Here is a 25,492-nt window from a genome sequence, read left to right as displayed (position 1 = left end):
ATGGCTGACCAGATCGCTATCTCGGTCTTGGGGGCGGGGTCTTATGGCTCCGCCCTTGCCATTTCTCTGGCGCGCAATGGTCATCCGACCCTGCTGTGGGGTCACGACCCCGCCCATGTCGCCGAGCTGGAACAAGACCGCTGCAACAAGGCATTTTTGCCTGATGTCCCTTTTCCTGCCGATTTGCAGCTGACTGCGGATCTGCAACGTGCGGTACAAGCTGCCCCCGTGCTGCTGCTGGTCGTGCCGAGCCATGTATTTGGCGATGTGCTGACCCGGATCAAACCCTTCCTGCGCCCCAATACCCGTATCGCTTGGGCCACCAAGGGTCTGGAGCCGGACAGTGGCCGTCTGCTGCAGGACGTGGCCCGTGAAGTGCTGGGTGACGAGATACCGCTGGCGGTGATCTCTGGTCCCACCTTCGCCAAGGAGCTGGCAGCCGGTTTGCCGACCGCCATCTCGGTCGCCTCGACTCACGACGAGTTCGCCGACGATCTCTCCCATCTGCTGCACTGTGGCCGCTCGTTCCGGGTCTATACCAATCCGGACTTCGTCGGTCTGCAGCTGGGGGGGGCGGTGAAGAACGTCATCGCAATCGGTGCCGGTCTCTCCGACGGGCTCGGGTTTGGCGCCAATGCCAGAACCGCGCTCATCACCCGGGGTCTGGTGGAGATGCAGCGTCTGGGCGCGGCGCTGGGTGCCGATGCCAAAACCTTTATGGGGATGGCGGGGCTCGGGGATCTGGTGCTCACCTGTACCGACAACCAGTCGCGCAACCGTCGCTTCGGGCTGGCCCTCGGGGCTGGCAAGGATGTGAACACCGCCATGACCGAGATCGGTCAGGTGGTGGAGGGGTATCGCAATACCAAAGAGGTGCATCTGCTGGCGGCCCGCTGCGGCGTCGAGATGCCCATCTGCGAGCAGATCTTCAAGGTGCTCTACGAGGGTAAGAACCCGAAAGAGGCGGCCATCGCCCTGCTGTCGCGAGACAAGAAGGACGAGTAATCTGCCGATTGTCCATGCAAAAGGCCCCGCCATCTGGCGGGGCCTTTTCTTTGCTGCAAGGGCTACAAATCAGTAGTAGGAGTGGTCGCCGCGCTGGTGCTCGGTGGCGTCTTTCACACCGTTGAGCTCACCCGGGAACTTCTCCAGCAGCTGCTTCTCGATCCCCTCTTTCAGGGTGTAATCGACCATGGAGCAACCGTTGCAACCGCCGCCAAACTGCAGGATGGCCAGTTTGTCTTCAGTCAGCTCGACCAGGGTGACTTTGCCACCGTGACCGGCCAGCATGGGGTTCACTTCGGACATCAACACGTACTCGATGCGCTCGATCAGCGGCGCGTCATCGGCCACTTTACGCATCTTGGCGTTCGGTGCTTTCAGGGTGAGCTGGGAGCCCATCTGATCGGTCACGAAGTCGATGGTGGCATCCACCAGGAAGGGGGCGCTCAGGGGATCGACCATGCAGTCGAAGCCGCTGAAGGGCAGGTGTTGATCTTCCGGGTCCACGGCATCGGGCGGGCAATACGATACGCCACACTCGGCATTCTGGGTTCCCGGATTGACCACAAACACCCGGATATTGGTGCCATCAGGCTGTTTTTCCAGCAGTTTACGGAAATGGGCCTGGGCGGCGTCGGAAATGCTGATCATCACTATCCTCATAAACCTGAGTGTACGACTAGGGTATTCATGATAACGCGGTTATTAATGCTTGGGTAGCATGCCGATGGCTACTTGCTGTGCCGCAGGGTACGACAGATTGCCCACACTTCTACCTTTGTGATGCCGCTCTCATGGAGCAAGCGGCTGAGCTGACCAGCGGTGGCGCCTGTGGTCACGACATCATCGAGCAGGGCGACATGACGGTATTTGTGGGAGCGGATCCGGAATGCCCCGCGCAGATTGCGCCGCCGCTGCCCGGCGCTCAGGGTTGTTTGTTGCGGGGTCGCCTTGATGCGCTGCAACAGGGTGTTGTCGCAGGGAATGTCGGTGAACTCGCCAAGGGCTTGCGCGATCTCCTCCGCCTGATTGAACCCGCGCCGCCACTGCCGCCACCAGTGCAGGGGAACCGGAATGATCGCCTCCGGCGGCTCGCAGCCATCCAGATGATCGGCCAAGAGGCGTGCCAGTAGCGGCGCCAGCAGGATCTGGCCGGAATATTTGAGCCGGGGGATCAGCATGGGGTAGGGAGCCTGGTAGTCGCCGATCACCTGCAACCGCTCCCAGGGGGGAGGTCTGCGCTGGCAGCGACCACAGACCGGTATGCTCTCTTCTATATAGTCAGCCAGCGGTGCGGCGCAGAGGCGGCATCTTGGCTCTGATTGATGCAACGCCTGCCGACACCAGCTGCAGAGCAGGGGCTCGTTGTCGCAAGGCTGATGGCAGAGCAGGCAACTCCCTTGCCAGTCACCGTGGCTGCCGAGCAGCGGGCTTGCTTTAGCGAGCAGTCGCTTTAACATGCTGACCCCAAGAGCATGAACAGGGATCTTGAGTCTAGATGAGCATATCGGTAGAGCAGTTTGGCCAGGGGCCCGATCTGGTGCTGTTGCACGGTTGGGGGATGAACGGCGCGGTCTGGCATGGTGTTGCCCAGCAATTGGCGCTCCACTACAGGGTTCATCTGGTGGATTTGCCCGGCTTTGGCAACAGCCCGCTGGCAGACGAGGTGGATTACAGCCTGCCCTGGCTTGCCGAGCAGGTGGCCGCCATCTTGCCGCAGAAGTATCATCTGCTTGGCTGGTCGCTCGGCGGTCTGGTGGCAAGCCAGTTGGCGCTGACGCATCCCGATCGGCTGCACACCCTGATCACCGTGGCCAGCTCCCCCTGTTTCATGGCCCGTGATGAGTGGCCGGGGATCGCCCCCAAGGTGCTGACCGGCTTCAACCAGATGCTGGCGGGGGATTTTCGCCAGACCATAGAGCGCTTTCTGGCGATCCAGGCCATGGGTAGTGAACACGCCCGGGACGATATCCGTCAGTTGCGCCACTGGCTGGCCGAGCGCCCGACACCCCAGTTTGCCGCACTCGAGGCCGGGCTGATGCTGTTGGCCGATATTGACCTGCGCGAACCGCTGCGGGAGCTGGATCTGCCCTGGTTGCGGATCTATGGCCGACTGGATTCATTGGTGCCCAAGGCGGCCATTCCCCTGCTGGACGATCTCTACCCTGCCAGCCGCAGCGTGACTCTCAATAAGGCCTCACACGCACCTTTTATCTCCCATCCTGACGAATTCATTGAAATCGTTCGAGATTTTGTTGGCTAAAAAACAGCCGGTAAGCTTCATTAATCCTCTGGTCTGGCGGATAATTAAGCTGTGACCAGAGGAGTAACACCATGCGTATTGATTCTGCTTTCAACAGCGGGGTACAGGGATTTCAGCGAGCCGAGCAGATTGCCGACAAGGCATCCAATCAGATCGCCCGCCTCAACACCCCCAGCGGGGATCAGGTGCAAGTGGCCGATGAGCTTGTCAATCTCAAGGTAGCCGAGCAGCAGGCTGGCGCTTCCGCCAAGGTAGTGCAGACCGCCAGCGAGATGATGGGAACCCTGATCGACATCCGGGTGTGAGATGAACATCAATGTCAGTCTGCCTCCTCTTATCCCGACACAGCTGCAACCCCAGGTGGAAGCGGCGAGGACGGATAATCGCCGGGCAGAACTGATCCCGCAGGCCCGAGCGGGCCAAGCCTCTGTTGCCGCATCCGAAGTCGGCTCCCAGAAAGAGAAATCCAAAGCCGGTCAGGCCTCCAGCAATCAGACCTCCCAGAACAGCCGTGAAACCGGGCAATTAGCCCCGACGACACTGCCAGACAATCGCTTTGTTGAGGCAACTGGTGAAGAGGGTCAGCGCAAGCAGCAAGATCCCAAACAGCAGGAGCAGCAACAGCGGCAGGAGCAGCAGGTTCAGGATCTTGTCGAGCGTGACAAGGAGGTGCGTACTCACGAGCAGGCGCACCAGTCTGCGGGTGGAGAGTACGCCAGCTCGCCCACCTATCAGTTTACGCAAGGGCCGGATGGCAAGCGTTATGCGACGGGTGGCGAAGTCCAGATCGATACCAGTGTCGTACCCGGTGACCCTGCCGCTACCATCGCCAAGATGCAGCAGATCCGCTCTGCAGCGCTGGCGCCTGCCGAGCCTTCTGCGCAGGATTTGGCCGTTGCGCGCAGCGCCGCCGCGAGTGAGGCCAAGGCGCGCAAAGAGCTGATGGCCGAGCAGAGCGCGAAATCGGGCGGTGTGCTGAGCGCCTATATGGACAAGCGCAACAGCGTCATCGCGAGCCACTATCAACAGGCTGTCAGCCCGGCCTCTACCCAGTCCCTCAGTCTGCATATCTGAATCACCCTCGCCAAACTTTCAGCTGCTTTGCCTGTTTTGCAACTAATCTGAAGATCAGGCCCATTCCAATTTCACAGGAGCTGTCATGCATTTCGATGAAGTCAAAGCGGAAGATTTCACCACCTTCTCCCGTGTACCGCCCCCCCACCTGCAGATGGAGCAGTTTCTGATGCAGCTCGGAGGAGGGGGAACTGAAGGAACCAGTTTCAAGAAGAAAGTTATGTTGGCGGCAGGCTGGAGCCACACCGGCGTCGTCTCTTACGGCAAGTATCCGCAAGAGGCCTGCAAGGCATTCAACCGACTGCGGGAGGTGCTGGCCCAGCATGGAGAGCCCGAGAGCATTCTTGCTGCCCTGACGCAGTGATCCTGAGCTTCGCGTGTAAAAAAGCCCCTTGAGGGGCTTTTTGCATTCAGAGGCGTTCCGGACGGTTTCGTTACTTTTTCGCTTTGGAGAGCGCCGTCGCGAAGGCGTTGCCCATGGCGCCACCCATAGGGGCGCTTTGCCGCGGCTCATTTCTTGGCTTGGTGTTGCCGGCACTGCTGTTGCGCGCTTCAGCCGGCTTGCGGGAAGCTTGCCCCGCTTTCTCGTCGAGGCGCATGGTGAGGCTGATCCGCTTGCGCGGGGCGTCCACTTCCAGCACCTTGACCCGCACAATGTCGCCCGCCTTGACCACCTCACGGGGATCCTTGACGAAACGGTCGGTCAGGGAGGAGATGTGCACCAGACCGTCCTGATGAACACCGATATCGACGAAGGCGCCGAAGTTGGTGACGTTGGTGACCACCCCTTCCAGTACCATCTCTGGCATCAGGTCGCTGATCTGCTCCACCCCTTCCTTGAAGGTCGCGGTTTTGAACTCGGGGCGCGGGTCGCGGCCCGGCTTGTCCAGTTCGCCGATGATGTCGGTGATGGTAGGTACGCCAAATTGCTCATCGGTGTAATCGGCCGGTTTCAGGCTGCGCAGCAGGCTGCTGTTGCCGAGCAGGCTCTCAACTGTCTGCTCCAGCTTGGCGAGGATCCGCTCCACCACCGGATAGGATTCCGGATGTACCGCCGAGCTGTCGAGGGGATTGCTGCCGCCGCGAATGCGCAGGAAGCCGGCGCACTGTTCGAAGGCTTTGGGGCCGAGTCGGCTCACTTTCAGCAATTGCTGACGGCTCTTGAAGGCGCCGTGCTCATCACGGTAGGCGACGATGTTCTGGGCCAACGTCTGGGATAGGCCGGAAACCCGGTTGAGCAGGGCGACCGAGGCGGTGTTCACATCCACACCGACCGCGTTCACGCAATCCTCGACCACGGCATCCAGCCGGCGGGCCAGCTGGCTCTGGCCGACGTCGTGTTGATACTGGCCCACCCCGATGCTCTTGGGGTCGATTTTGACCAGCTCGGCCAGCGGGTCTTGCAGGCGGCGGGCGATGGAGACGGCGCCACGGATCGAGACGTCGAGATCCGGGAACTCCTGAGAGGCGAGCTCGGAGGCGGAGTAGACCGAGGCCCCCGCTTCGCTCACCACTATCTTCTGCGCCTTGGCGGCGGGGTAGCGCTCGAACAGGTCGCTGACCAGGCGGTCGGTCTCCCGCGAAGCGGTACCGTTGCCGATGCTGATGAGCTCGACCTTGTGTTTCTGGCACAGCTCGCTCAGGGTCTTGAGGCTCTGATCAATCTGGCGTTTTGGTTCGAACGGATAGATGGTGGCGTGATCGACCAGTTTGCCGGTGGCATCCACCACGGCAACCTTGACCCCGGTGCGGATGCCCGGATCCAGCCCCATGGTGCAGCGCATGCCCGCTGGGGCCGCCATCAGCAGATCCTTGAGGTTCATGGCGAACACCTTGATCGCCTCCTCCTCTGCCGACTCGCGGATGCGACCGATCAGCTCGGTCTCCATTTGAAGCGACAACTTGATCTTCCAGGTCCAGCTCACTACCCCCTGCAGCCATTTGTCGGCCGGGCGGTTCTGCAGATTGAGCTTGAGGTGGTGGGCAATGATCCCTTCGCAGGGGCTGGCACTCTCGTCGTCACCGGTGACCAGCGCCAGATTGAGGATCCCCTCATTGCGGCCGCGCAGCATGGCCAGCACCCGGTGGGAGGGGGCCTTGTGCAGGGGTTCGTCGTGTTCGAAATAGTCCTTGAACTTGGCCCCTTCCTGCTCCTTGCCTGCCACCACGCGGGCGCGCAGGGTGGCATTTTGCCACAGGTAGTCGCGCAGCTTCTCCAGCAGGTCGGCCTGCTCGGCGAAGCGCTCCATCAGAATATAGCGGGCGCCGTCGAGGGCAGCCTTGCTGTCGGCAATGCCCTGTTCGGGATTGAGAAAGGTGGCTGCAGCTTGCTCGGGATCCTGCATCGGGTCGCTGAGCAGCAGGTTGGCCAGCGGCTCCAACCCGGCTTCGATCGCCATCTGCCCCTTGGTGCGGCGTTTGGGCTTGTAGGGGAGGTAGAGATCTTCCAGCCGGGTCTTGCTGTCGGCACCATTCAATTCGCGCATCAGCTCGGGGGTCAGCTTGCCCTGCTCTTCGATGGAGCGAATGATCACCTGACGGCGATCTTCCAGTTCACGCAGATAGCCGAGGCGGCTCTCTAGGGTGCGCAACTGGCTATCGTCCAGACCGCCGGTCACCTCTTTACGGTAACGGGCGATAAAGGGCACGGTCGAGCCTTCATCCAGCAGGCGCACTGCGGCCTGCACCTGCTCCGGGCGAGCATTGAGCTCACCGGCAATCTGTCTCTCTATGGTTTGCATCATGATGTTGTTGAGGGCCTCTGTGGTCGAGTCCGCGCCATCAGGCGCCAAGTGTGAGCACTATATGGGGTCGTGTTGCGGGATGCCACCCTGCGCCGGGGTCTGCACCCGTCAGACTGATAAGTCGCAGGGGAGAGCGCATATCTTGCCATTGCACCTGTGACTCAGGATGTGCCTGTGGCAAGCAGCTCACCAGTAGTCCGGCTATTTGGGGTAGCTGATCTCGTTGATATACCAGCAGACGTCACCAACTGGCGTACGGACGATGGCTTCATCACCGACCTCTTTCTTGAGCAGGGCGCGGGCCATGGGGGAGTCGATGGAGATGTAATCCTTGCGCTCGAAGATCTCGTCATAGCCGACGATGCGAAAGCGCTTGGTCTCGCCCTCATCGTTTTCCACCTCGACCCAGGCGCCGAAGAAGACCTTGCCCTCCTGCGCGGGGGCATAGTCGACGATCCCCAGCTCTTCGAGGCATTTGCGCAGGTAGCGCACCCGCCGGTCTATCTCCCGCAGCCGCTTCTTGTTGTACTGGTAGTCGGCATTTTCGCTGCGATCCCCCAGGCTGGCGGCCCATGCCACCTTCCTGGTGACCTCGGGGCGCTCCTGACGCCAGAGGAAATCGAGCTCTTCTTTCAGCTTGTTGTAGCCTTCGCGGGTGATCAGCTTTGTCTTCATGGTGATGCGGACCTGGTCAAAGAGGGGTATTCATCGCTAACTGCTCGGGAATATTAGCTTTTGTCCTCTTGCTGTCGAGGGAAATCGTGATGGCTCGGCTGGCGCCATTCAGGGAGTGGATGGCCAGCGCGGTGACTTGATGGCCGTCACGCTCTCGGGATGGGTAATAACCGGTAACATATTTGTGCTTTGCTCCCGCTATATCGCCCCCTAGTATTGGGGGCAGCTAAAGAATGAAGAGGCAAAGCAATGAGTCAGCAGCAATACAAGGTCCTAGTCGTGGACGATGACCTGAAATTACGTTCCCTGTTGGAACGCTATCTCACCGAGCAGGGATTCGTAGTGCGCGGCGTGGCCAATGGCGAGCAGGCCGATCGCTTGCTGACTCGTGAAAACTTCAGCCTGATGGTGCTCGACCTGATGCTGCCGGGGGAGGATGGGCTCTCCATCTGCCGCCGTCTGCGCGAGGCTGGCAACCAGATCCCGGTGCTGATGCTCACCGCCAAAGGGGATGAAGTGGATCGCATCGTCGGGCTCGAGATGGGGGCTGATGACTATCTGCCCAAGCCGTTTAACCCACGCGAACTGCTGGCGCGGATCCGTGCCGTGCTGCGCCGCCATACCGTCGAGCTGCCGGGGGCTCCCTCTGCTGCAGAAAAGGTGGTCAACTTCGGAGCTTTTCAACTCAATCTGGCGACCCGCGAGCTGAGTCGGGATGGCGAGCCGATGGCGCTCACCAGTGGTGAATTTGCGGTGCTCAAAGTGCTGGTCAGCCATCCGCGCGAGCCGCTCTCCCGCGACAAGCTGATGAATCTGGCCCGTGGCCGTGAATACACCGCCACCGAGCGCAGCATCGACGTGCAGGTTTCCCGCCTGCGCCGCCTGCTGGAACAGGATCCGGCCCAGCCCCGCTACCTGCAGACTGTCTGGGGTCTGGGGTATGTGTTCGTGCCAGATGGTGACGGTGCATGAAAAAGGTCGGCAGCATGTTTTCCCGCATGCTCTGGTTTCTGGCCGCCGTTCTGGTGGTCTATCAAGCTGTCTCCTACGTCACCTTCTATAACTATCTGCTGGCGCCAACCGTCAAGCAGATCAGTCACTTGCTGGCCAATCAGGTCAAGCTGATCTTTCCGGTCAACACTGAACAACTGGCGCTGAGCGAAGATGCCGAGGCGCTGGTCTATGTGACGACCGGTACCGACATCTATACCCAGAGAGAGGCGGTGCAGCATGGCTTCAACGATGCCAAGCCGTACCCCTATCTGGAGGAGAACATCAGCCGCGAACTGGGCGGTCCGGCCAAGGTGCGGGTCGAGATCCAGGATCACTACATCATCTGGATCCAGCCACCGCAGGCCAGCAAAATCTGGGTACGGATCCCGCTGACCGAGATTGAAGATGACGATATTGAACCCCTCATCATCTATCTAAGTGTACTGTTGGTGATCACCCTGTTTGCGGCCTGGCGCTTTGCCCGCCAGCTGGTGCGCCCGCTCGAGGATCTCGAGGCTGGCGCGGTTGCAGTGGCCAGAGGCCATTTCCCGGAGGCACTGGGGGAGCAGGGGTCACGAGAGGTACGCCGTCTGACTCGCACCTTCAACCATATGTCGCACTCCATCAAGAGCCTAATCGAAGAGCGTAACCTGATGATGGCGGGGGTTTCCCACGACCTGCGTACTCCGCTGACTCGCATCCGTTTGGCTACCGAAATGATGTCCTCCGGTGACGAATATCTCAAGGAGAGCATCAACGCCGACATTGATGAGTCCAATGCCATCATCGATCAGTTCATCGACTACATCCGTCCGGATGAGGGGCAGGCTCCGGTACCTGTCGATCTGACCCAGTTGGTGCATGATACCCTGCTGATCTACTCGGAGCAGGGGCTGGAGGTCGATCTGGCGCTGCCGCAAGAGGCGGTGCGGGTGGCCTGCAATCCGGTCAGCATCCGGCGGGTGTTGAACAACCTCTCAAGCAACTCACTGCGTTATGGGGCGAGCCGCTTGCATGCCGAGCTCAAGGACGATGGGCACTGGGTGCGCCTGCGCCTTTCCGATGATGGTCCCGGCATTCCGGAGCAGGACTACTCCCGGGTGCTCAAGCCGTTTACTCAGGGTAATGTGGCGCGGACCGTTGGCGGCAGTGGCTTGGGGTTGGCCATCGTGGCCAAGATAGTCGCCCAGCACCACGGCACTATCCGGTTGGGAAGTTCGGATCTCGGCGGCCTGCTGGTCGAGATGCGGCTGCCGAAACATCAGCCACAGGAGTGGATGGATTGAGAGAAGGGCGTATCCGTGGATACGCCCTTCTGCATGGTCAGCTCTTTGTTTCGACTGATGCACGATAGCGTTTGCCGTACTTGAGCTGCTGGATCAACAGGGCGGCAACGATGAGCGCTAACCCGATGGGGGTGGCTGGATGGATGGCTTCGCCGATCAACAGGTTGAGCAGCACCAGTGAGGCAAACGGCGAGATAAAGATGAGGTTGCTGATGGGGGCCGTGTTGGTGGCATGGCGCAGCGCCATCAGCCAGAGCACGAAACCGAAGCCCATTTCGAACAGTCCCACATAGATGGCACCAGCCCATCCCTGCCAGGCGGTCATGGCAAAATCGGAGAGCAACCAGGTCGCCACGACGATAAAAGGCAGGCTGATCATAAAGCCGATCAACAGGCTGACAATGGGATCGCCCTGATTGCGGGTGTTGAGGATCCAGTAGCTGGCCCAGATGAGGGTCGAGACCAGCGCCAGCGTCACGCCGAGGGGGCTGTCGAACTGGAGGCCGAATACATCCCCTCTGGTGGCGATCACCAGCGCGCCAAAATACCCCAGCACGATAGCGACGCCATCACGCCGACGCAGCTTCTGGCCGAGGAAGGGGACGGCCAGCAGACTGAGGGTAATGGCCCAGGTGTAGTTGAGGGTCTGTGCCTGCTGGGCAGGCAGCAGATCATAGGCTTTGAACAGCAACAGGTAATAGAGAAAGGGATTCAGCACGCCCAGAGTCAGGTAGTAGAAAGGGCGGGCCTTGATGTAGCTCCTCAGCAGCGGCAATTTGCCCTGTTTGGCGACGACGGCTGTCAGCGTGAGAGTCGAGGTGAAGGCGGCCACAAGCAACAGTTGCACAGGTTCGAAATAGGCGAGGGAGATTTTGAAGGCTGTGGCGACCGTCGACCAGAGGGCAACGGCGCAAAGGCCATACTGATAGGCTTTCTTTTGATCTTTGAGCATGGGATGTTGTTCCACTGACAGAGGCAAGCACACAGTCTACCAGTCTGCTTGTAACATTGTCGTTACCTGGGGGTTGGCAGCAGAGTGCGTTGCCGCAGGCGAGATCCATCTGTCACATAAAACTGCGCATAATCTGTTCGCTCGCCCTTGCGCAAATTTGAAAAATCCGTATAATCCCCTCCGCTTACCCATGAGGTAAGCCAGACGATATGTCTGCTGCTGAGTTTCCTGTTTACAGGAGCCAGCCATACAGTCCTCCCGATATGGGGGGAAACGTGAAAAATCACACCTCTGGCGGGAGAAATCTCGGTCGGGCGGTGTTGATTTATGTTCTTTTATCTATTGGAGCTCTGTCAATGCAGAACCAAAGAATCCGTATCCGCCTGAAGGCTTTTGATCATCGCCTGATTGATCAATCCACTGCGGAAATCGTTGAAACTGCTAAGCGCACTGGCGCGCAGGTTCGCGGTCCTATTCCGCTGCCGACTCGCAAAGAGCGCTTCACCGTCCTGATCTCCCCGCACGTCAACAAAGATGCGCGTGATCAGTACGAGATCCGCACTCACAAGCGTCTGGTAGACATCGTTGAGCCGACTGACAAGACCGTAGACGCCCTGATGCGTCTGGATCTGGCAGCTGGTGTAGACGTCCAGATCAGCCTGGGTTAATTACGGAAAGAGGTTGATAACAATGACAATCGGTCTTGTAGGTCGCAAAGTGGGTATGACTCGCATCTTCACTGAAGATGGCGTTTCTATCCCGGTGACTGTTATCGAAGTTGAAGCTAACCGTGTAACTCAGGTCAAATCTGTAGAAACCGACGGCTACAACGCTATTCAGGTTACCACTGGCGCCAAGAAAGCCAGCCGTGTGACCAAGCCGGAAGCTGGCCACTTCGCCAAAGCTGGTGTAGAAGCCGGTCGCGGTCTGTGGGAATTCCGCCTGAACAACGGTGAAACTTTCACTGTTGGTAGCGAGCTGAAAGTAGATCTTCTCGCTGACGTTAAGCTGGTAGACGTTACCGGCACATCCAAAGGTAAGGGCTTTGCTGGTACTGTTAAGCGCCACAACTTCCGCACCCAGGATATGACCCACGGTAACTCCTTGTCTCACCGCGTTCCGGGTTCTATCGGTCAGAACCAGACTCCGGGTCGTGTATTCAAGGGCAAAAAGATGGCTGGTCACATGGGTGCTGAGCGTGTAACGACTCAGAACCTGGAACTGGTTCGTGTTGACGCTGAACGCAACCTGCTGCTCATCAAAGGTGCAGTACCGGGTGCAACCAACGGCAACGTGATCGTCAAACCTGCCGTCAAAGCGTAACGTCTGAGGAGATAGTAATGGAATTGGTAATGAAAGACGCCAAGAGCGCTCTTGAAGTTTCCGAGACTACCTTCGGGCGCGAATTCAACGAAGCTCTGGTTCACCAGGTCGTCGTTGCATATGCCGCTGGTGCCCGTCAGGGTACTCGTGCGCAGCTGACTCGCTCTGAAGTGTCTGGTGGCGGCAAAAAGCCGTGGCGTCAGAAGGGTACTGGTCGTGCCCGTGCTGGCTCCATCCGTTCGCCCATCTGGCGTTCCGGTGGTGTGACTTTTGCTGCTAAGCCGCAAGATCACAGCCAGAAAGTAAACAAGAAGATGTACCGCGGCGCTATCCGTAGCATTCTGTCCGAGCTGGTACGTCAAGAGCGCCTGATCGTTGTTGAGAAGTTCGGCATCGAAGCTCCGAAGACCAAAGAACTGATCGCCAAGCTGAAAGAAATGGAACTGACTGACGTTCTGATCGTGACTGCTGAAGTCGATGAGAACCTGTTCCTGGCTGCTCGCAACCTGTACAAAGTTGACGTGCGTGACGTTGCCGGTATCGACCCGGTCAGCCTGATCGCTTTCGACAAGGTTCTGATGACTGCTGACGCAGTTAAGCAAATCGAGGAGATGCTGGCATGATCCGTGAAGAGCGTCTGCTGAAAGTTCTGAAGGCTCCGCACATCTCTGAAAAGAGCACCATGGTTGCAGAAAAGCAGAACACTATCGTGTTCAAAGTTGCTGTTGATGCTACCAAGGCGGAAGTCAAAGCTGCAGTTGCGAAACTGTTCGAGGTCGAAGTTGAGACCGTCCGTACCCTGAACATGAAGGGTAAGACCAAGCGCGCAGGTGCACGCGTAGGCCGTCGTTCCGATTGGAAAAAGGCTTATGTGACCCTGAAAGCTGGTCAGGACATCGACTTCATGGGCGCAGCCGAGTAAGAGGAGTTCTCAAAAATGGCAATCGTTAAGTGCAAGCCTACTTCTCCGGGCCGCCGCCACGTCGTCAAGATCGTCAATCAAGAGCTGTACAAGGGCAAGCCCTTCGCCGCTCTGCTGGACAGCAAAAGCAAGTCCGGTGGTCGTAACAACAACGGCCGTATCACTACCCGTCATATCGGTGGTGGTCACAAGCAGCACTACCGTATCGTCGACTTCAAGCGCGACAAAGACGGTATCCCGGCTAAAGTAGAGCGCCTGGAATACGATCCGAACCGTACCGCTAACATCGCTCTGGTGTTGTATGCAGACGGTGAGCGTCGTTACATCCTGGCTCCGAAAGGCCTGAAAGCTGGTGACGCGATCGCTTCTGGTGCTGATGCAGCCATCAAGGTAGGTAACGCCCTGCCGATGCGCAACATCCCGGTTGGTTCTACCGTTCACGCTGTAGAGATGAAGCCTGGTAAAGGTGCCCAGCTGGCTCGTTCCGCTGGTACTTTCATCCAGATCCTGGCTCGTGAAGGTAACTATGTAACTCTGCGTCTGCGTTCCGGCGAAGTACGTAAAGTTCTGGCCGAGTGCCGCGCTACCATCGGTGAAGTCGGTAACTCCGAGCACATGTTGCGTCAACTGGGTAAAGCCGGTGCAAACCGCTGGCGTGGTATTCGTCCGACCGTTCGCGGTATGGCGATGAACCCGGTTGACCACCCGCACGGTGGTGGTGAGGGTCGTAACAAGGGCATGCAGCCTGTGTCCCCATGGGGCCAGAAGGCTAAAGGCTTCAAGACCCGTAAGAACAAGCGTACCGACAAGTACATCGTACGTCGTCGTAACAAGTAATTGTTAACATAGAGGAATCACCATGCCACGTTCTCTCAAGAAGGGTCCATTTATTGACCTGCACTTGCTGAAGAAGGTAGAGAAAGCGGTGGAAAGCGGGGATAAAAAGCCGGTTAAAACCTGGTCCCGTCGTTCAATGATCATCCCGAACATGATCGGTTTGACCATCGCTGTCCATAATGGTCGTCAGCACGTTCCGGTTTTCGTTACCGAAGAAATGATCGGTCACAAACTGGGTGAATTCGCACCGACTCGTACTTATCGCGGCCATGCTGCTGATAAGAAGGCTAAGAAGCGCTAAGGGATAAATGATGGAAGCTATCGCTAAACACCGTTATGCCCGTACTTCTGCCCAGAAAGCTCGTCTGGTAGCCGATCAAGTACGTGGTCTGTCCGTAGACAAGGCTCTGAATATCCTGACCTTCAGCCCGAAAAAGGCTGCAGTGCTGGTTAAGAAAGTGCTGGAATCTGCCATTGCAAACGCTGAGCACAACGAAGGCGCCGATATCGACGCGCTGCGTGTTGCTACTATCATGGTCGACGAAGGTCCCTCCATGAAGCGCATCCGTCCGCGTGCCAAAGGTCGTGCGGATCGTATCCTCAAGCGTACCGCTCACATCACTGTAGTGGTATCCGACGCTAAGGCTGGGAGATAAGCAATGGGTCAGAAAGTACATCCTAATGGCATTCGCCTGGGTATTACCAAGCCTTGGAATTCTACCTGGTTCGCGAACACCAAAGACTTCGCTGACAACCTGTACAGCGATTTTCAAGTACGCCAGTTCCTGACCAAGGAACTGAAAAACGCGTCCTTGTCCAAGATCACCATTGAGCGTCCGGCCAAGAGCATCCGTGTGACCATTCACACCGCTCGTCCGGGTGTTGTAATCGGTAAGAAAGGCGAAGACGTTGAGAAGCTGCGCAAAGCTGTAGCCACTATTGCTGGCGTGCCTGCTCAGATCAACATTTCCGAAGTCCGCAAGCCGGAGCTGGATGGCAAACTCGTTGCCGACAGCATCACTTCCCAGCTGGAGCGTCGTGTAATGTTCCGTCGTGCTATGAAGCGCGCCGTACAGAACGCAATGCGCCTGGGTGCCAAGGGCATCAAAGTGGAAGTTTCCGGTCGTCTGGGCGGCGCTGAAATCGCGCGTACCGAATGGTACCGTGAAGGTCGTGTGCCGTTGCACACCCTGCGTGCCGACATCGACTACGCAACTTCTGAAGCCCACACCACTTACGGTGTGATCGGCGTTAAAGTTTGGATCTTCAAGGGCGAAGTTCTGGGCGGTCTGGCTGCTGTTAACGCTGCCGCTGCTCAAGAGCAAGCTCCTGCAAAGCCCAAGCGTGACAACAAGCGCCGCGCTGCTAAGTAAGGAGATTCGGTAAATGTTGCAACCTAAGCGTACTAAATTCCGCAAGACCCACAAGGGTCGTAACCGCGGTCTGGCCACCTCTGGTAACGAAGTATCCTTCGGTACCTTTGGCCTGAAGGCGACATCCCGTGGTCAACTGACTGCTCGTCAAATCGAAGCAGCCCGTCGTGCCATGACCCGTCACGTTAAGCGTCAAGGTAAGATCTGGATCCGTGTGTTCCCGGACAAGCCCATCACCGAAAAGCCCCTCGAAGTTCGTATGGGTAAAGGTAAGGGTAACGTGGAATACTGGGTTTGCCCGATCCAGCCTGGCAAGGTTCTGTACGAGATGGACGGTGTACCTGAGGCTCTGGCGCGTGAAGCGTTTGCCCTGGCCGCAGCTAAGCTGTCTGTTCAGACCACTTTCGTAATTAAGACGGTGATGTGATGAAAGCCCAAGATCTGCGTCAAAAGAGCGTCGAAGAACTGAACCAGGAGCTGCTGGGCCTGCTGCGTGAGCAATTCAACATGCGCATGCAAGCGTCCACCGGCCAGCTGGCTCAGACTCACACTCTGAAACAAGTGCGTCGTGACGTCGCACGTATCAAGACTGTACTGACTGAGAAGGCAGGTGCGTAATGACTGACAAGATCCGTACTCTGCAAGGTCGTGTAATCAGCGACAAGATGGACAAGTCCATCACTGTTGCTATCGAGCGCAAGGTAAAGCACCCGATCTACGGTAAGATCATCAAGCGCACTACCAAGCTGCACGTACATGACGAAAACAACGAGTGCAAAGCTGGCGACCTCGTGGAAATCCGCGAATGCCGCCCGCTGTCCAAGACCAAGTCCTGGACCCTGGTTGCCGTTGTAGAAAAGGCCTAATCGGTACTTTGTAGTCCAAGCGGCCCCTTTCAGGGGCCGTTTGTTTTTTAGGCTACCTTTTCTGAAAATCCTGTGTTATAGTTTCGCGCCTTTTGAAGGCAGCCAGATCCCATTAGGGATAAGAAGTAAACAAAGCGGAGCACTAAGATGATCCAGATGCAAAGTATGCTGGGTGTTGCCGACAACTCCGGCGCTCGCAGTGTAATGTGTATTAAGGTTCTGGGTGGCTCGCACCGCCGTTACGCCGGCATCGGCGACATCATCAAGGTTTCCATCAAGGAAGCCATTCCTCGCGGTAAAGTGAAGAAAGGTGATGTGTATAACGCGGTGGTCGTACGCACCCGTAAAGGCGTTCGTCGTCCGGACGGCTCTGTCATCCGTTTCGACAACAATGCGGCTGTGTTGCTTAACAACAACCAACAGCCAATCGGTACTCGTATTTTTGGCCCGGTGACCCGTGAACTGCGTAATGAGAAGTTCATGAAGATTGTGTCCCTGGCACCCGAAGTACTGTAAGGAGTCGAACGATGGCAGCTAAAATCCGTCGCGAAGACGAAGTGATTGTTCTTACCGGCAAAGACAAGGGCAAGCGTGGCAAAGTCACTCAAGTCCTGATTGCAAAAGGTAAGGTAATCGTGGAAGGCATCAACCAGGTGAAGAAACACCAGAAGCCGGTACCCGCACTGGGTCAGGCTGGCGGTATCGTCACCAAAGAAGCCCCCATCGATGTATCAAACGTAGCGCTGTTCAACTCTGCCACTGGCAAAGCTGACCGCGTTGGTTTCCGGATTGAAGACGGCAAAAAAGTCCGTTTCTTCAAATCCACCGGCGAACTTGTGAAGTAATTGGAGTTTAACGATGGCGAAACTGCATGATTACTACAAATCCGATGTAGTAAATGAACTGTCCAAGCAGTTCGGTTACAAGACTATCATGCAAGTCCCTCGGATCGAGAAAATCACCCTGAACATGGGTGTTGGTGAAGCGATCTCTGACAAGAAATTGCTGGAAAATGCTGCTGCCGATATGGCTGCCATTTCCGGTCAGAAGCCGCTGATCACCAAAGCTCGCAAATCTGTTGCGGGCTTCAAGATTCGTGAAGGCTACCCGATAGGTTGTAAAGTAACCCTGCGTGGCGAGCGTATGTGGGAGTTCCTGGAACGGCTGATCTGCATCTCCGTACCGCGTATCCGTGACTTCCGTGGCCTGAACGCTAAAGCGTTCGACGGTCGTGGTAACTACTCCATGGGCGTGCGTGAGCAGATCATCTTCCCGGAAATCGACTATGACAAAGTCGATCGCGTCCGTGGTCTGGATATCACCATCACCACTTCCGCGAATACCGATGAAGAAGGCCGTGCTCTGCTGGCTGCCTTTAACTTCCCATTCCGCAAGTAAGGTTAGGGTTATGGCTAAAACATCCATGAAAGCGCGCGAAGCAAAGCGTGCCAAGCTGGTAGCCAAGTACGCGACCAAGCGTGCCGAGCTGAAAGCTATCATCGTTGACATGAACGCTTCTGAAGAAGCGCGTTGGGATGCTGTACTGCAACTGCAACAGCTGCCCCGTGATTCCAGTCCGTCCCGCCAGCGTAACCGTTGCAATATTACTGGTCGTCCGCACGGTTTCCTGCGCAAGTTTGGCCTGTCTCGCATCAAGGTGCGTGAGCATGCCATGAAGGGCGAAATTCCGGGCCTGAAGAAGGCTTCTTGGTAACGAATCTCGGGAGTTAGACTTATGAGCATGCAAGATCCGATCGCGGATATGCTGACCCGCATCCGTAACGGTCAGGCGGCGAGCAAAGTTGCGGTTTCCATGCCTTCTTCCAAGCTGAAAGTGGCTATCGCCAAAGTGCTGAAAGAAGAAGGTTACATCGCTGGCTACTCCGTAGCTGGTGACGTGAAGCCGGAACTGGAAATTGAACTGAAATATTTCCAGGGCAAGCCAGTTGTAGAACTGATCCAACGCGTAAGCCGTCCAGGCCTGCGTATTTACAAGCGCACTACTGATCTGCCGAAAGTTATGGGCGGTCTCGGTGTTGCTATCGTGTCCACGTCTAAAGGTGTGATGACTGACCGTGCTGCTCGCAAAGCAAGCATGGGCGGTGAGATCATCTGCTACGTCGCTTAATAGGAGGTAGGAAATGTCTCGTGTTGCTAAGGCACCCGTCACTATTCCTGCTGGCGTAGAGGTGACTCTGAACGGCCAGGAACTGACCATCAAAGGTGGTAAAGGTTCTCTGGTTCGCTCTATTCACGCCGGTGTAGAAGTGACCAAAGAAGACAATGTACTGAAGTTCGCCCCGCGCGGCAGCATCGCTGGTGCTGACGCTCAGGCCGGTACTGCCCGTGCATTGGTCAACAACATGGTAATCGGTGTTACCCAAGGCTTCGAGCGCAAGCTGCAGCTGGTTGGTGTAGGTTATAAAGCCTCCATCAAGGGCAATGCTGTTGCGCTGGCTCTGGGCTTCTCTCACCCGGTAGAGCATGCGCTGCCGGCTGGTGTGACCGCTGAGTGCCCGACTGCCACAGAAATCGTTCTGCGTGGTGTCGACAAGCAGCTGGTTGGCCAAGTCGCCGCCGATATCCGTGCTTACCGCGCTCCGGAGCCCTACAAGGGCAAGGGTGTACGCTATGCCAACGAGCAAGTGCGTACTAAAGAAGCTAAGAAGAAGTAAGGTAACACTATGGACAAGAAAGCAGCTCGTCTCCGTCGTGCTACTCGTGCTCGGAAAAAGATGCAGGAACTGGGAGCTACCCGTCTGGTTGTTCACCGTACCCCGCGTCATATCTATGCGCAGGTTATTGCAGCCAACGGTTCCGAAGTTCTGGCCTCTGCTTCCACAGTAGAGAAAGCCATCAGTGAAGCTCTGAAATACACCGGTAACGCAGATGCGGCTACCGCTGTAGGTAAAGCTATCGCTGAGCGTGCTATTGCCAAAGGCGTTCAGAACGTATCTTTCGATCGTTCCGGTTTCAAGTATCACGGTCGCATCGCTGCCCTGGCAGCTGCCGCACGTGACGCTGGTCTTCAGTTCTAAGCTAGGAGTCGAAGATGGCTAAAGTCGAATCTCAAGCCGGCGAACTGCAAGAAAAGCTCATTGCAGTAAACCGTGTTTCGAAAACTGTTAAAGGTGGTCGTATCATGTCCTTCACCGCGTTGACCGTGGTGGGTGATGGTAACGGCCGTGTAGGTTACGGTTACGGTAAAGCCCGTGAAGTTCCGGCTGCTATTCAAAAAGCAATGGAACAGGCCAAGCGTAACCTGAACAAGGTTGAACTGAACAACGGCACCCTGCACCACCCGGTGAAAGGTGTTCACTCCGGTTCCACCGTGTTCATGAAGCCGGCCTCTCAAGGTACTGGTATCATCGCAGGCGGCGCCATGCGTGCCGTTCTGGAAGTTGCTGGTATCCACAACGTGCTGGCTAAGACCTACGGTTCCACCAACCCAATCAACGTTGTTCGCGCAACTGTAGACGCTCTGGTTCACGGTCAGTCACCGGAACAGATCGCTGCCAAGCGTGGTCTGCGCGTTGAAGAAATTCTGGGGTAATGCGACATGGCTAACACTGTAAAAGTAACTCAAACTCGCAGCTCTATCGGCCGTCTGCCAAAGCACAAGGCGACTCTGCGTGGTCTGGGTCTGCGTCGCATTGGTCACACCGTTGAGCTGGAAGATACTCCTTGCGTACGCGGTATGATCAACCAGGTTTATTACATGGTTAAGGTGGAGGGCTAAGCATGCGTCTGAATACTCTGTCTCCGGCCGCTGGTTCCAAGCGCGTTAAGCACCGTCCGGGCCGTGGTATCGGTTCTGGTCTGGGCAAGACCGGTGGTCGTGGTGTTAAAGGTCAAACCTCTCGTTCCGGTGGCGGTAAAGTCCGCAACGGTTTCGAAGGCGGCCAGATGCCTTTGAAAATCCGTCTGCCGAAGTTCGGTTTCTTCTCTCGCAAATCTTTGGTATCTGCCGAAGTGCGCCTGAACGAAATCGCCCTGGTAGAAGGTGATGTAGTCGACGTGAGCACTCTGAAGCAAGCCGGCGTTCTGACCAAGAACATCGTGTTCGCTAAAGTTGTTCTGTCTGGCAACATTGACCGTGCTGTGACCGTTCGTGGTCTGTCCGTCACCAAAGGTGCACGTGCAGCCATCGAGGCCGCTGGCGGTAAAATCGAGGAATAATCAGTACAATGGCTAAGAAACCAGGATTGGATGTTAAAGCACAGGGTGGTCTGAGTGAACTGAAGAGCCGTCTGCTCTTCGTTCTCGGGGCGATTATCGTTTTCCGTGCAGGCTCTTATGTGCCGATTCCTGGTATTGACGCCGCCGTACTGGCCGAGTTGTTCCAGCAACAGAAGGGCACCATCATTGAGATGTTCAACATGTTCAGTGGTGGTGCACTATCGCGTGCTTCTATTCTTGCGTTGGGGATCATGCCGTACATTTCGGCGTCGATCATTATCCAGCTGCTGACAGTGGTTCATCCTGCTCTTGCTGAACTCAAGAAAGAGGGTGAATCCGGCCGTCGCAAGATTAGCCAATATACCCGTTGGGGCACGCTGGTTTTGGGAACTTTCCAGGCCATTGGTATTGCAACCGGTCTGCCGAATATGATGCAAGGACTCGTGACTCATCCGGGTTTGGGCTTCTATTTCACAGCGGTTGTGAGTCTGGTCACCGGTACCATGTTCTTGATGTGGTTGGGTGAGCAGATTACCGAGCGTGGGATTGGTAATGGTATCTCGTTGATTATTTTCACAGGTATCGTTGCTGGTCTGCCGCATGCCATTGGCGCTACGGCCGAACAGGCACGTCAAGGGGAATTGCACATCCTGCTGTTGTTGTTGCTGGGCTTGATTGTTTTCGCAGTGACTTACTTTGTGGTGTTCGTGGAGCGTGGTCAGCGGCGTATTGTCGTTAACTATGCCAAGCGTCAACAAGGCCGCCAGGTATTTGCCGCGCAAAGCACACACCTGCCGTTGAAAGTGAATATGGCTGGTGTGATTCCTGCGATTTTCGCATCCAGCATCATCCTCTTCCCGGGGACCATTACCTCCTGGTTTGGTCAGGGTGAGGGTAAAGTCGCTGATATCCTGCAACAGGTCTCTATGGTCCTGCAGCCGGGTCAGCCGCTTTACGAGATGCTGTATGCAGCAGCCATTATCTTTTTCTGTTTCTTCTATACCGCGCTGGTGTTCAACCCCCGCGAGACAGCAGATAACCTGAAGAAGAGTGGAGCCTTTATCCCGGGGATCCGCCCGGGCGAGCAGACAGCACGTTATATCGATAAGGTTATGACTCGCCTGACATTGGCAGGTGCGCTCTATATAACCTTTATCTGTCTGGTACCCCAGTTCCTGATGACTGCCTGGAACGTACAGTTCTACTTCGGTGGCACTTCGCTGCTGATTATTGTGGTGGTTATCATGGACTTCATGGCTCAGGTACAAACCCATATGATGTCTCATCAATATGGTGACGTCCTGAGGAAGGCCAACCTGAAGGGCTACGGCCGCTAAAGGTCGGCGTAGTTACGGAGTTAAGCAATGAAAGTTCGTGCTTCCGTTAAGGCAATCTGCCGTAACTGCAAAATCATCAAGCGTCACGGTGTGGTGCGTGTGATTTGCAGCGAGCCAAAGCATAAACAGCGCCAAGGCTAATTTTTTACGGTTAGTACTTGCAACAAATAGTTGTGCTGGCTAATATAGCCAGCCAACTTTTGTTGTGTATTGGTTGACCGCCACGTATCCGCTCACGGGCTTTGTGGTGGTCGTAATCTACTATATGTAGGAGTGAATAGTGGCCCGTATCGCTGGCATTAACATTCCTGACCATAAGCATGCAGTCATTGCTTTGACTGCGATTTATGGCGTCGGTCGTACCCGCTCCAAGGCCATTTGTGCCGCAGCCGGTATCGCTGAGAATGTGAAAATTAAAGACCTGGACGAAGCTCAGATCGAGAGTCTGCGTGAACAAGTAGGTAAATTCACCGTTGAAGGTGACCTGCGTCGTCAGATTTCCATGAACATCAAGCGTTTGATGGATCTGGGCTGCTACCGTGGTTTGCGTCACCGTCGTAGCCTGCCTGTTCGTGGTCAACGTACCAAGACCAACGCTCGTACCCGTAAGGGTCCGCGCAAGGCTATCAAGAAGTAACGGGAAGGTAGAAAATGGCTAAAACTCCGACTCGTGCTCGCAAGCGCGTTAAAAAGCAAGTGAGCGACGGTATTGCGCACGTTCATGCATCTTTCAACAACACAATCGTGACCATTACTGACCGTCAGGGCAACGCTCTGTCTTGGGCTACTTCTGGTGGTTCCGGTTTCCGTGGTTCTCGTAAGTCCACCCCGTTCGCTGCTCAGGTAGCTGCTGAACGCGCTGGTGAGATGGCCAAAGAATATGGCGTCAAGAACCTGGAAGTCATGGTCAAAGGTCCGGGTCCCGGTCGTGAGTCTTCCATCCGCGCCCTGAACGCGGCTGGTTTCCGCATCACTAACATTACTGATGTGACTCCGATCCCGCACAACGGTTGTCGTCCTCCCAAGAAGCGCCGCGTGTAACGCTGGTAGCTACTTGGTCTAGGATTGTTGGAGAAAGAAGATGGCAAGATATATCGGTCCTAAGCTTAAGCTTAGCCGTCGTGAGGGCACAGACCTCTTCCTGAAGTCTGGTGTTCGCGCGATTGATTCTAAGTGCAAGATTGACACCGCTCCTGGTCAGCACGGCGCTCGTAAGCCCCGCCTGTCCGACTACGGTGTACAACTGCGCGAGAAACAAAAAGTTCGTCGTATTTACGGCGTATTGGAAAAACAGTTCCGCAACTACTACCGCGACGCTGCCCGTCAAAAGGGTAACACCGGTGAAAACCTGTTGCAGCTGCTGGAAGGTCGTCTGGACAACGTCGTATACCGCATGGGCTTCGGTGCTACCCGCGCTGAATCTCGTCAGCTGGTGAGCCATAAGGCCATCATGGTAAACGGCCGCGTTGTGAACATTCCTTCTTTCCAGGTTTCCCCTGAGGACGTGATCTGCGTTCGTGAGAAGGCTAAGAAGCAAGCGCGTATCAAAGCTGCCCTTGAGGTTGCTGGTCAGCGCGAGAAGCCGACTTGGGTAGAGGTTGATGCCGCTAAAATGGAAGGTGCCTTCAAGCGCCTGCCGGAGCGTTCCGACCTGTCTGCCGACATTAACGAACAGCTGATCGTCGAGCTTTACTCCAAGTAAAGCTAGCTTCTAAAGAGAGGACACAATGCTGGGTTCTGTAACAGATTTTCTTAAACCGCGGCTAGTTGACATCGAGCAAGTTAGCCCGACTCATGCGAAAGTGACTCTTGAGCCACTTGAGCGTGGCTTTGGTCACACGCTGGGTAACGCCCTGCGTCGTATTTTGCTGTCTTCTATGCCCGGTTGTGCAGTTACTGAAGTCGAAATTGACGGTGTACTGCATGAGTACAGCAGCAAAGAAGGTGTACAGGAAGACATTCTTGAAATCCTGCTCAACCTGAAAGGTATCGCTGTGAAGCTGGAAGGCAAGGACGAGGTAACTCTGTCCCTGACCAAGTCTGGAACAGGCCCCGTTACCGCAGGTGATATCACTCACGGTGATGAAGTCGAGATCGTAAACCCGGAGCACGTAATCTGCCACCTGACTGGTGCCAATGCTGAAATCAGCATGCGCCTGAAAGTTCAGCGCGGTCGTGGTTATGTGCCTGCTTCTGCTCGTGTTCACAACGATGATGAAGAGCGTCCTATTGGTCGCCTGCTGCTGGACTCTGCGTTCAGCCCCATCGTTCGTATTGCCTACAATGTTGAGGCAGCACGTGTGGAACAGCGTACCGACTTGGACAAGCTGGTTATCGACATGGAGACCAATGGTACTCTGGATCCTGAAGAAGCCATCCGTCGTTCTGCCACTATCTTGGCTGAGCAACTGGAAGCCTTCGTGGATCTGCGCGATGTCAGCGTGCCCGAGAAGAAAGAAGAGAAACCCGAGTTTGATCCGATTCTGCTGCGTCCTGTCGATGATTTGGAGCTGACAGTTCGTTCTGCGAACTGTCTGAAGGCAGAAGCTATCCACTATATTGGTGATCTGGTACAGCGTACCGAAGTTGAGTTGCTTAAAACTCCTAACCTCGGTAAGAAGTCCCTGACTGAGATCAAGGACGTGTTGGCCTCCCGTGGTCTGTCTCTTGGCATGCGCCTTGAGAACTGGCCGCCCGCCAGCATCGCTGACGAGTAATCCAGATTACGGGTTTCACAGATTTAGTTAGAAGGATAAGGTCATGCGCCATCGTTTGAGTGGTCGTCAACTGAACCGGAACAGCAGCCATCGTCAGGCTATGTTCCGCAACATGGCCAGCTCCCTGGTTCGTCATGAGATCATCAAGACGACTCTGCCTAAGGCAAAAGAGCTGCGTCGTGTAGTTGAACCGCTGATCACCCTTGCCAAGACTGATAGCGTTGCTAATCGTCGTCTGGCATTTGCCCGCACTCGCGATAACGCGATCGTGGCTAAGCTGTTCAATGAACTGGGCCCGCGCTACCTGGAGCGCGCCGGCGGTTATACTCGCATTCTGAAATGCGGTTTCCGTGCTGGCGACAACGCCCCTATGGCTTATATTGAGCTGGTAGACCGCCCGGCCGCTGCTGAAGCAGCTGCTGAGTGATAAAGAAAAAGCCGGGCTTGTCCCGGCTTTTCTTTTAAGAGATTTTGATACTGCCTCAACTGCCTCAACTGCCTCAACTGCCTCAACTGCCTCAACTGCCTCAACTGCCTCAACTGCCTCAACTGCCTCAACTCATCATTCACCTATATGTTCTTCTATAGAAGTAAGCGCTGTTCCCAAACCACTGCTGAGTGGTTAATGGTTGGATCACTTGGCGTGAACATCGTCAGCCAGCTGATATCGCCCTACATATACCCATTTGCCCAATTGCGGGCGTTTTCCCTTGTAGGGTCTCAGTCGCAAGTCCATCTTGGCCTCCTTGTTTTCGGCCATTCTAGCAATCTGCAGGCTGCTTCTGTGGATAAGTTTGTATAAAAGCTGTGATTGGAGATGAATAACTAAAAAAGTGCCCTTTTTTGCAATTTTATTGCCGATAAGGGGTTGTCAGAAAGAATCTGTTCCCTATAATGCGCCTCCATCGACAGGGCAAGCGGCAACGCAGAAAGCCAAGTCGGTAACCTC

40 protein-coding genes and 1 pseudogene are annotated in these 25,492 nt (G+C 56.1%); 35 read left to right on the top strand and 6 right to left on the bottom strand.

Going from position 1 to position 25,492, the window contains the following annotated elements:
* Complete coding sequence (gene gpsA / locus G5195_RS18765; protein ID WP_421221934.1) at positions 1 to 1,005, top strand: NAD(P)H-dependent glycerol-3-phosphate dehydrogenase; 1,005 nt, start codon at positions 1 to 3, stop codon at positions 1,003 to 1,005.
* Positions 1,006 to 1,074: 69 nt separating this feature from the next.
* Here gpsA and nfuA read toward each other — a convergent pair whose 3' ends face one another.
* Complete coding sequence (gene nfuA, locus G5195_RS18760; protein WP_005340636.1) at positions 1,075 to 1,653, bottom strand: Fe-S biogenesis protein NfuA; 579 nt, start codon at positions 1,651 to 1,653, stop codon at positions 1,075 to 1,077.
* Positions 1,654 to 1,733: 80 nt separating this feature from the next.
* Positions 1,734 to 2,462 carry a ComF family protein gene (locus G5195_RS18755; protein ID WP_201937635.1) on the bottom strand — a complete coding sequence of 243 codons (729 nt, stop codon included), beginning with the start codon at positions 2,460 to 2,462 and terminating at the stop codon, positions 1,734 to 1,736.
* Between the two features lie 38 nt (positions 2,463 to 2,500).
* On the opposite strand from G5195_RS18755, the gene bioH reads away from it, so the two are divergent.
* The 4 genes from bioH (at position 2,501) to G5195_RS18735 (ending at position 4,703) form a co-directional block, all read left to right on the top strand.
* Complete coding sequence (bioH, locus tag G5195_RS18750; protein WP_421236386.1) at positions 2,501 to 3,265, top strand: pimeloyl-ACP methyl ester esterase BioH; 765 nt, start codon at positions 2,501 to 2,503, stop codon at positions 3,263 to 3,265.
* A gap of 71 nt (positions 3,266 to 3,336) precedes the next feature.
* Positions 3,337 to 3,570 carry a flagellar basal body rod C-terminal domain-containing protein gene (locus G5195_RS18745; RefSeq protein WP_421236385.1) on the top strand — a complete coding sequence of 78 codons (234 nt, stop codon included), beginning with the start codon at positions 3,337 to 3,339 and terminating at the stop codon, positions 3,568 to 3,570.
* Position 3,571: 1 nt separating this feature from the next.
* The gene (locus tag G5195_RS18740) at positions 3,572 to 4,339 is read left to right on the top strand and encodes a putative metalloprotease CJM1_0395 family protein (protein ID WP_421236384.1); all 768 of its coding nucleotides are present in this window, start codon (positions 3,572 to 3,574) and stop codon (positions 4,337 to 4,339) included.
* Positions 4,340 to 4,424: 85 nt separating this feature from the next.
* On the top strand, positions 4,425 to 4,703 hold the full coding sequence (locus G5195_RS18735) for a hypothetical protein (RefSeq protein WP_005355353.1): 279 nt from the start codon (positions 4,425 to 4,427) through the stop codon (positions 4,701 to 4,703).
* Between the two features lie 70 nt (positions 4,704 to 4,773).
* On the opposite strand, the gene G5195_RS18730 is transcribed toward G5195_RS18735, so the two are convergent.
* Entirely contained in the window at positions 4,774 to 7,083 is a 2,310-nt protein-coding gene (locus G5195_RS18730) for a Tex family protein (protein WP_421236383.1), read from the bottom strand.
* Between the two features lie 201 nt (positions 7,084 to 7,284).
* Complete coding sequence (gene greB, locus G5195_RS18725; RefSeq protein ID WP_005340627.1) at positions 7,285 to 7,758, bottom strand: transcription elongation factor GreB; 474 nt, start codon at positions 7,756 to 7,758, stop codon at positions 7,285 to 7,287.
* A gap of 249 nt (positions 7,759 to 8,007) precedes the next feature.
* On the opposite strand from greB, the gene ompR reads away from it, so the two are divergent.
* Together ompR and envZ are read left to right on the top strand one after the other, a co-directional pair.
* A complete protein-coding gene (ompR, locus tag G5195_RS18720) occupies positions 8,008 to 8,730 on the top strand; it encodes a two-component system response regulator OmpR (RefSeq protein WP_005340625.1) in 723 nt (240 codons plus the stop codon).
* Positions 8,727 to 10,037, top strand: a complete 1,311-nt coding sequence (gene envZ, locus G5195_RS18715; RefSeq protein WP_421221928.1) for a two-component system sensor histidine kinase EnvZ — start codon at positions 8,727 to 8,729, stop codon at positions 10,035 to 10,037. Before ompR ends, envZ begins: the two co-directional genes overlap by 4 nt.
* Before the next feature lie 37 nt (positions 10,038 to 10,074).
* On the opposite strand, the gene G5195_RS18710 is transcribed toward envZ, so the two are convergent.
* Positions 10,075 to 10,989 (bottom strand): DMT family transporter, encoded by a 915-nt coding sequence (locus G5195_RS18710; RefSeq protein ID WP_421221926.1) that lies wholly within the window; start codon positions 10,987 to 10,989, stop codon positions 10,075 to 10,077.
* A 356-nt stretch (positions 10,990 to 11,345) separates the two neighbouring features.
* Between G5195_RS18710 and rpsJ the strand changes: the two genes are divergently transcribed.
* From rpsJ to rplQ, 28 genes are all read left to right on the top strand, one after another.
* Entirely contained in the window at positions 11,346 to 11,657 is a 312-nt protein-coding gene (gene rpsJ / locus G5195_RS18705; protein ID WP_005307944.1) for a 30S ribosomal protein S10, read from the top strand.
* Between the two features lie 22 nt (positions 11,658 to 11,679).
* Positions 11,680 to 12,312, top strand: a complete 633-nt coding sequence (gene rplC, locus G5195_RS18700) for a 50S ribosomal protein L3 (RefSeq protein ID WP_005340620.1) — start codon at positions 11,680 to 11,682, stop codon at positions 12,310 to 12,312.
* 17 nt (positions 12,313 to 12,329) lie between these two features.
* Positions 12,330 to 12,935: a 50S ribosomal protein L4 gene (rplD, locus tag G5195_RS18695; RefSeq protein WP_005340616.1), complete on the top strand. Its 606-nt coding sequence runs from the start codon at positions 12,330 to 12,332 to the stop codon at positions 12,933 to 12,935.
* A complete protein-coding gene (rplW, locus tag G5195_RS18690; RefSeq protein ID WP_005307955.1) occupies positions 12,932 to 13,234 on the top strand; it encodes a 50S ribosomal protein L23 in 303 nt (100 codons plus the stop codon). The genes rplD and rplW overlap by 4 nt, the downstream gene beginning before the upstream one ends.
* A 15-nt stretch (positions 13,235 to 13,249) precedes the next feature.
* Positions 13,250 to 14,071 (top strand): 50S ribosomal protein L2, encoded by an 822-nt coding sequence (rplB, locus tag G5195_RS18685; RefSeq protein WP_005340614.1) that lies wholly within the window; start codon positions 13,250 to 13,252, stop codon positions 14,069 to 14,071.
* Between the two features lie 22 nt (positions 14,072 to 14,093).
* Entirely contained in the window at positions 14,094 to 14,372 is a 279-nt protein-coding gene (gene rpsS / locus G5195_RS18680) for a 30S ribosomal protein S19 (RefSeq protein ID WP_005307960.1), read from the top strand.
* Between the two features lie 10 nt (positions 14,373 to 14,382).
* Complete coding sequence (gene rplV, locus G5195_RS18675) at positions 14,383 to 14,727, top strand: 50S ribosomal protein L22 (protein ID WP_005319741.1); 345 nt, start codon at positions 14,383 to 14,385, stop codon at positions 14,725 to 14,727.
* A gap of 3 nt (positions 14,728 to 14,730) precedes the next feature.
* Entirely contained in the window at positions 14,731 to 15,444 is a 714-nt protein-coding gene (rpsC, locus tag G5195_RS18670; RefSeq protein WP_005307962.1) for a 30S ribosomal protein S3, read from the top strand.
* Between the two features lie 13 nt (positions 15,445 to 15,457).
* Positions 15,458 to 15,871, top strand: coding sequence for a 50S ribosomal protein L16 (gene rplP / locus G5195_RS18665; RefSeq protein ID WP_005340612.1), 414 nt, complete (start codon positions 15,458 to 15,460; stop codon positions 15,869 to 15,871).
* Positions 15,871 to 16,062 carry a 50S ribosomal protein L29 gene (rpmC, locus tag G5195_RS18660; protein WP_005307965.1) on the top strand — a complete coding sequence of 64 codons (192 nt, stop codon included), beginning with the start codon at positions 15,871 to 15,873 and terminating at the stop codon, positions 16,060 to 16,062. Before rplP ends, rpmC begins: the two co-directional genes overlap by 1 nt.
* The gene (gene rpsQ, locus G5195_RS18655) at positions 16,062 to 16,310 is read left to right on the top strand and encodes a 30S ribosomal protein S17 (RefSeq protein WP_005307966.1); all 249 of its coding nucleotides are present in this window, start codon (positions 16,062 to 16,064) and stop codon (positions 16,308 to 16,310) included. Before rpmC ends, rpsQ begins: the two co-directional genes overlap by 1 nt.
* Positions 16,311 to 16,457: 147 nt before the next feature.
* Positions 16,458 to 16,826, top strand: a complete 369-nt coding sequence (rplN, locus tag G5195_RS18650) for a 50S ribosomal protein L14 (RefSeq protein WP_005307975.1) — start codon at positions 16,458 to 16,460, stop codon at positions 16,824 to 16,826.
* A gap of 11 nt (positions 16,827 to 16,837) precedes the next feature.
* Positions 16,838 to 17,155, top strand: coding sequence for a 50S ribosomal protein L24 (gene rplX / locus G5195_RS18645; protein WP_005307977.1), 318 nt, complete (start codon positions 16,838 to 16,840; stop codon positions 17,153 to 17,155).
* Positions 17,156 to 17,168: 13 nt separating this feature from the next.
* Positions 17,169 to 17,708 carry a 50S ribosomal protein L5 gene (gene rplE / locus G5195_RS18640; RefSeq protein ID WP_005331162.1) on the top strand — a complete coding sequence of 180 codons (540 nt, stop codon included), beginning with the start codon at positions 17,169 to 17,171 and terminating at the stop codon, positions 17,706 to 17,708.
* A gap of 10 nt (positions 17,709 to 17,718) precedes the next feature.
* Positions 17,719 to 18,024, top strand: coding sequence for a 30S ribosomal protein S14 (rpsN, locus tag G5195_RS18635; RefSeq protein ID WP_005340609.1), 306 nt, complete (start codon positions 17,719 to 17,721; stop codon positions 18,022 to 18,024).
* A 21-nt stretch (positions 18,025 to 18,045) separates the two neighbouring features.
* Positions 18,046 to 18,438, top strand: a complete 393-nt coding sequence (gene rpsH, locus G5195_RS18630; RefSeq protein WP_005307980.1) for a 30S ribosomal protein S8 — start codon at positions 18,046 to 18,048, stop codon at positions 18,436 to 18,438.
* Between the two features lie 13 nt (positions 18,439 to 18,451).
* The gene (gene rplF / locus G5195_RS18625; protein ID WP_005340607.1) at positions 18,452 to 18,985 is read left to right on the top strand and encodes a 50S ribosomal protein L6; all 534 of its coding nucleotides are present in this window, start codon (positions 18,452 to 18,454) and stop codon (positions 18,983 to 18,985) included.
* 9 nt (positions 18,986 to 18,994) lie between these two features.
* Entirely contained in the window at positions 18,995 to 19,348 is a 354-nt protein-coding gene (rplR, locus tag G5195_RS18620; RefSeq protein ID WP_005340606.1) for a 50S ribosomal protein L18, read from the top strand.
* Positions 19,349 to 19,362: 14 nt separating this feature from the next.
* Entirely contained in the window at positions 19,363 to 19,863 is a 501-nt protein-coding gene (gene rpsE, locus G5195_RS18615; protein WP_005342686.1) for a 30S ribosomal protein S5, read from the top strand.
* A 6-nt stretch (positions 19,864 to 19,869) separates the two neighbouring features.
* On the top strand, positions 19,870 to 20,049 hold the full coding sequence (rpmD, locus tag G5195_RS18610) for a 50S ribosomal protein L30 (RefSeq protein WP_005307985.1): 180 nt from the start codon (positions 19,870 to 19,872) through the stop codon (positions 20,047 to 20,049).
* A 2-nt stretch (positions 20,050 to 20,051) separates the two neighbouring features.
* Positions 20,052 to 20,489, top strand: a complete 438-nt coding sequence (gene rplO / locus G5195_RS18605; protein WP_005342691.1) for a 50S ribosomal protein L15 — start codon at positions 20,052 to 20,054, stop codon at positions 20,487 to 20,489.
* An 8-nt stretch (positions 20,490 to 20,497) separates the two neighbouring features.
* Positions 20,498 to 21,826 carry a preprotein translocase subunit SecY gene (gene secY, locus G5195_RS18600; protein WP_005307989.1) on the top strand — a complete coding sequence of 443 codons (1,329 nt, stop codon included), beginning with the start codon at positions 20,498 to 20,500 and terminating at the stop codon, positions 21,824 to 21,826.
* Between the two features lie 27 nt (positions 21,827 to 21,853).
* Entirely contained in the window at positions 21,854 to 21,967 is a 114-nt protein-coding gene (gene rpmJ, locus G5195_RS18595; protein ID WP_005319705.1) for a 50S ribosomal protein L36, read from the top strand.
* Between the two features lie 139 nt (positions 21,968 to 22,106).
* Complete coding sequence (rpsM, locus tag G5195_RS18590) at positions 22,107 to 22,463, top strand: 30S ribosomal protein S13 (protein WP_005307991.1); 357 nt, start codon at positions 22,107 to 22,109, stop codon at positions 22,461 to 22,463.
* Between the two features lie 14 nt (positions 22,464 to 22,477).
* A complete protein-coding gene (rpsK, locus tag G5195_RS18585; protein WP_005307993.1) occupies positions 22,478 to 22,867 on the top strand; it encodes a 30S ribosomal protein S11 in 390 nt (129 codons plus the stop codon).
* Positions 22,868 to 22,907: 40 nt separating this feature from the next.
* Entirely contained in the window at positions 22,908 to 23,528 is a 621-nt protein-coding gene (gene rpsD / locus G5195_RS18580) for a 30S ribosomal protein S4 (RefSeq protein WP_005342696.1), read from the top strand.
* Positions 23,529 to 23,553: 25 nt separating this feature from the next.
* Entirely contained in the window at positions 23,554 to 24,543 is a 990-nt protein-coding gene (locus G5195_RS18575) for a DNA-directed RNA polymerase subunit alpha (protein WP_005307997.1), read from the top strand.
* Positions 24,544 to 24,586: 43 nt separating this feature from the next.
* The gene (gene rplQ, locus G5195_RS18570; RefSeq protein WP_005307999.1) at positions 24,587 to 24,970 is read left to right on the top strand and encodes a 50S ribosomal protein L17; all 384 of its coding nucleotides are present in this window, start codon (positions 24,587 to 24,589) and stop codon (positions 24,968 to 24,970) included.
* A 222-nt stretch (positions 24,971 to 25,192) separates the two neighbouring features.
* Here the strand turns inward: rplQ and G5195_RS18565 are convergent.
* Positions 25,193 to 25,303: pseudogene (locus G5195_RS18565) on the bottom strand (gamma carbonic anhydrase family protein); the annotation flags it as partial.
* Positions 25,304 to 25,492 lie beyond the last annotated feature (189 nt).

The organism is Aeromonas sp. 601039 (genome assembly GCF_049174415.1).
Taxonomy (GTDB): domain Bacteria; phylum Pseudomonadota; class Gammaproteobacteria; order Enterobacterales; family Aeromonadaceae; genus Aeromonas; species Aeromonas veronii_A.
This window is presented reverse-complemented; position numbering and strand designations above follow the sequence as displayed.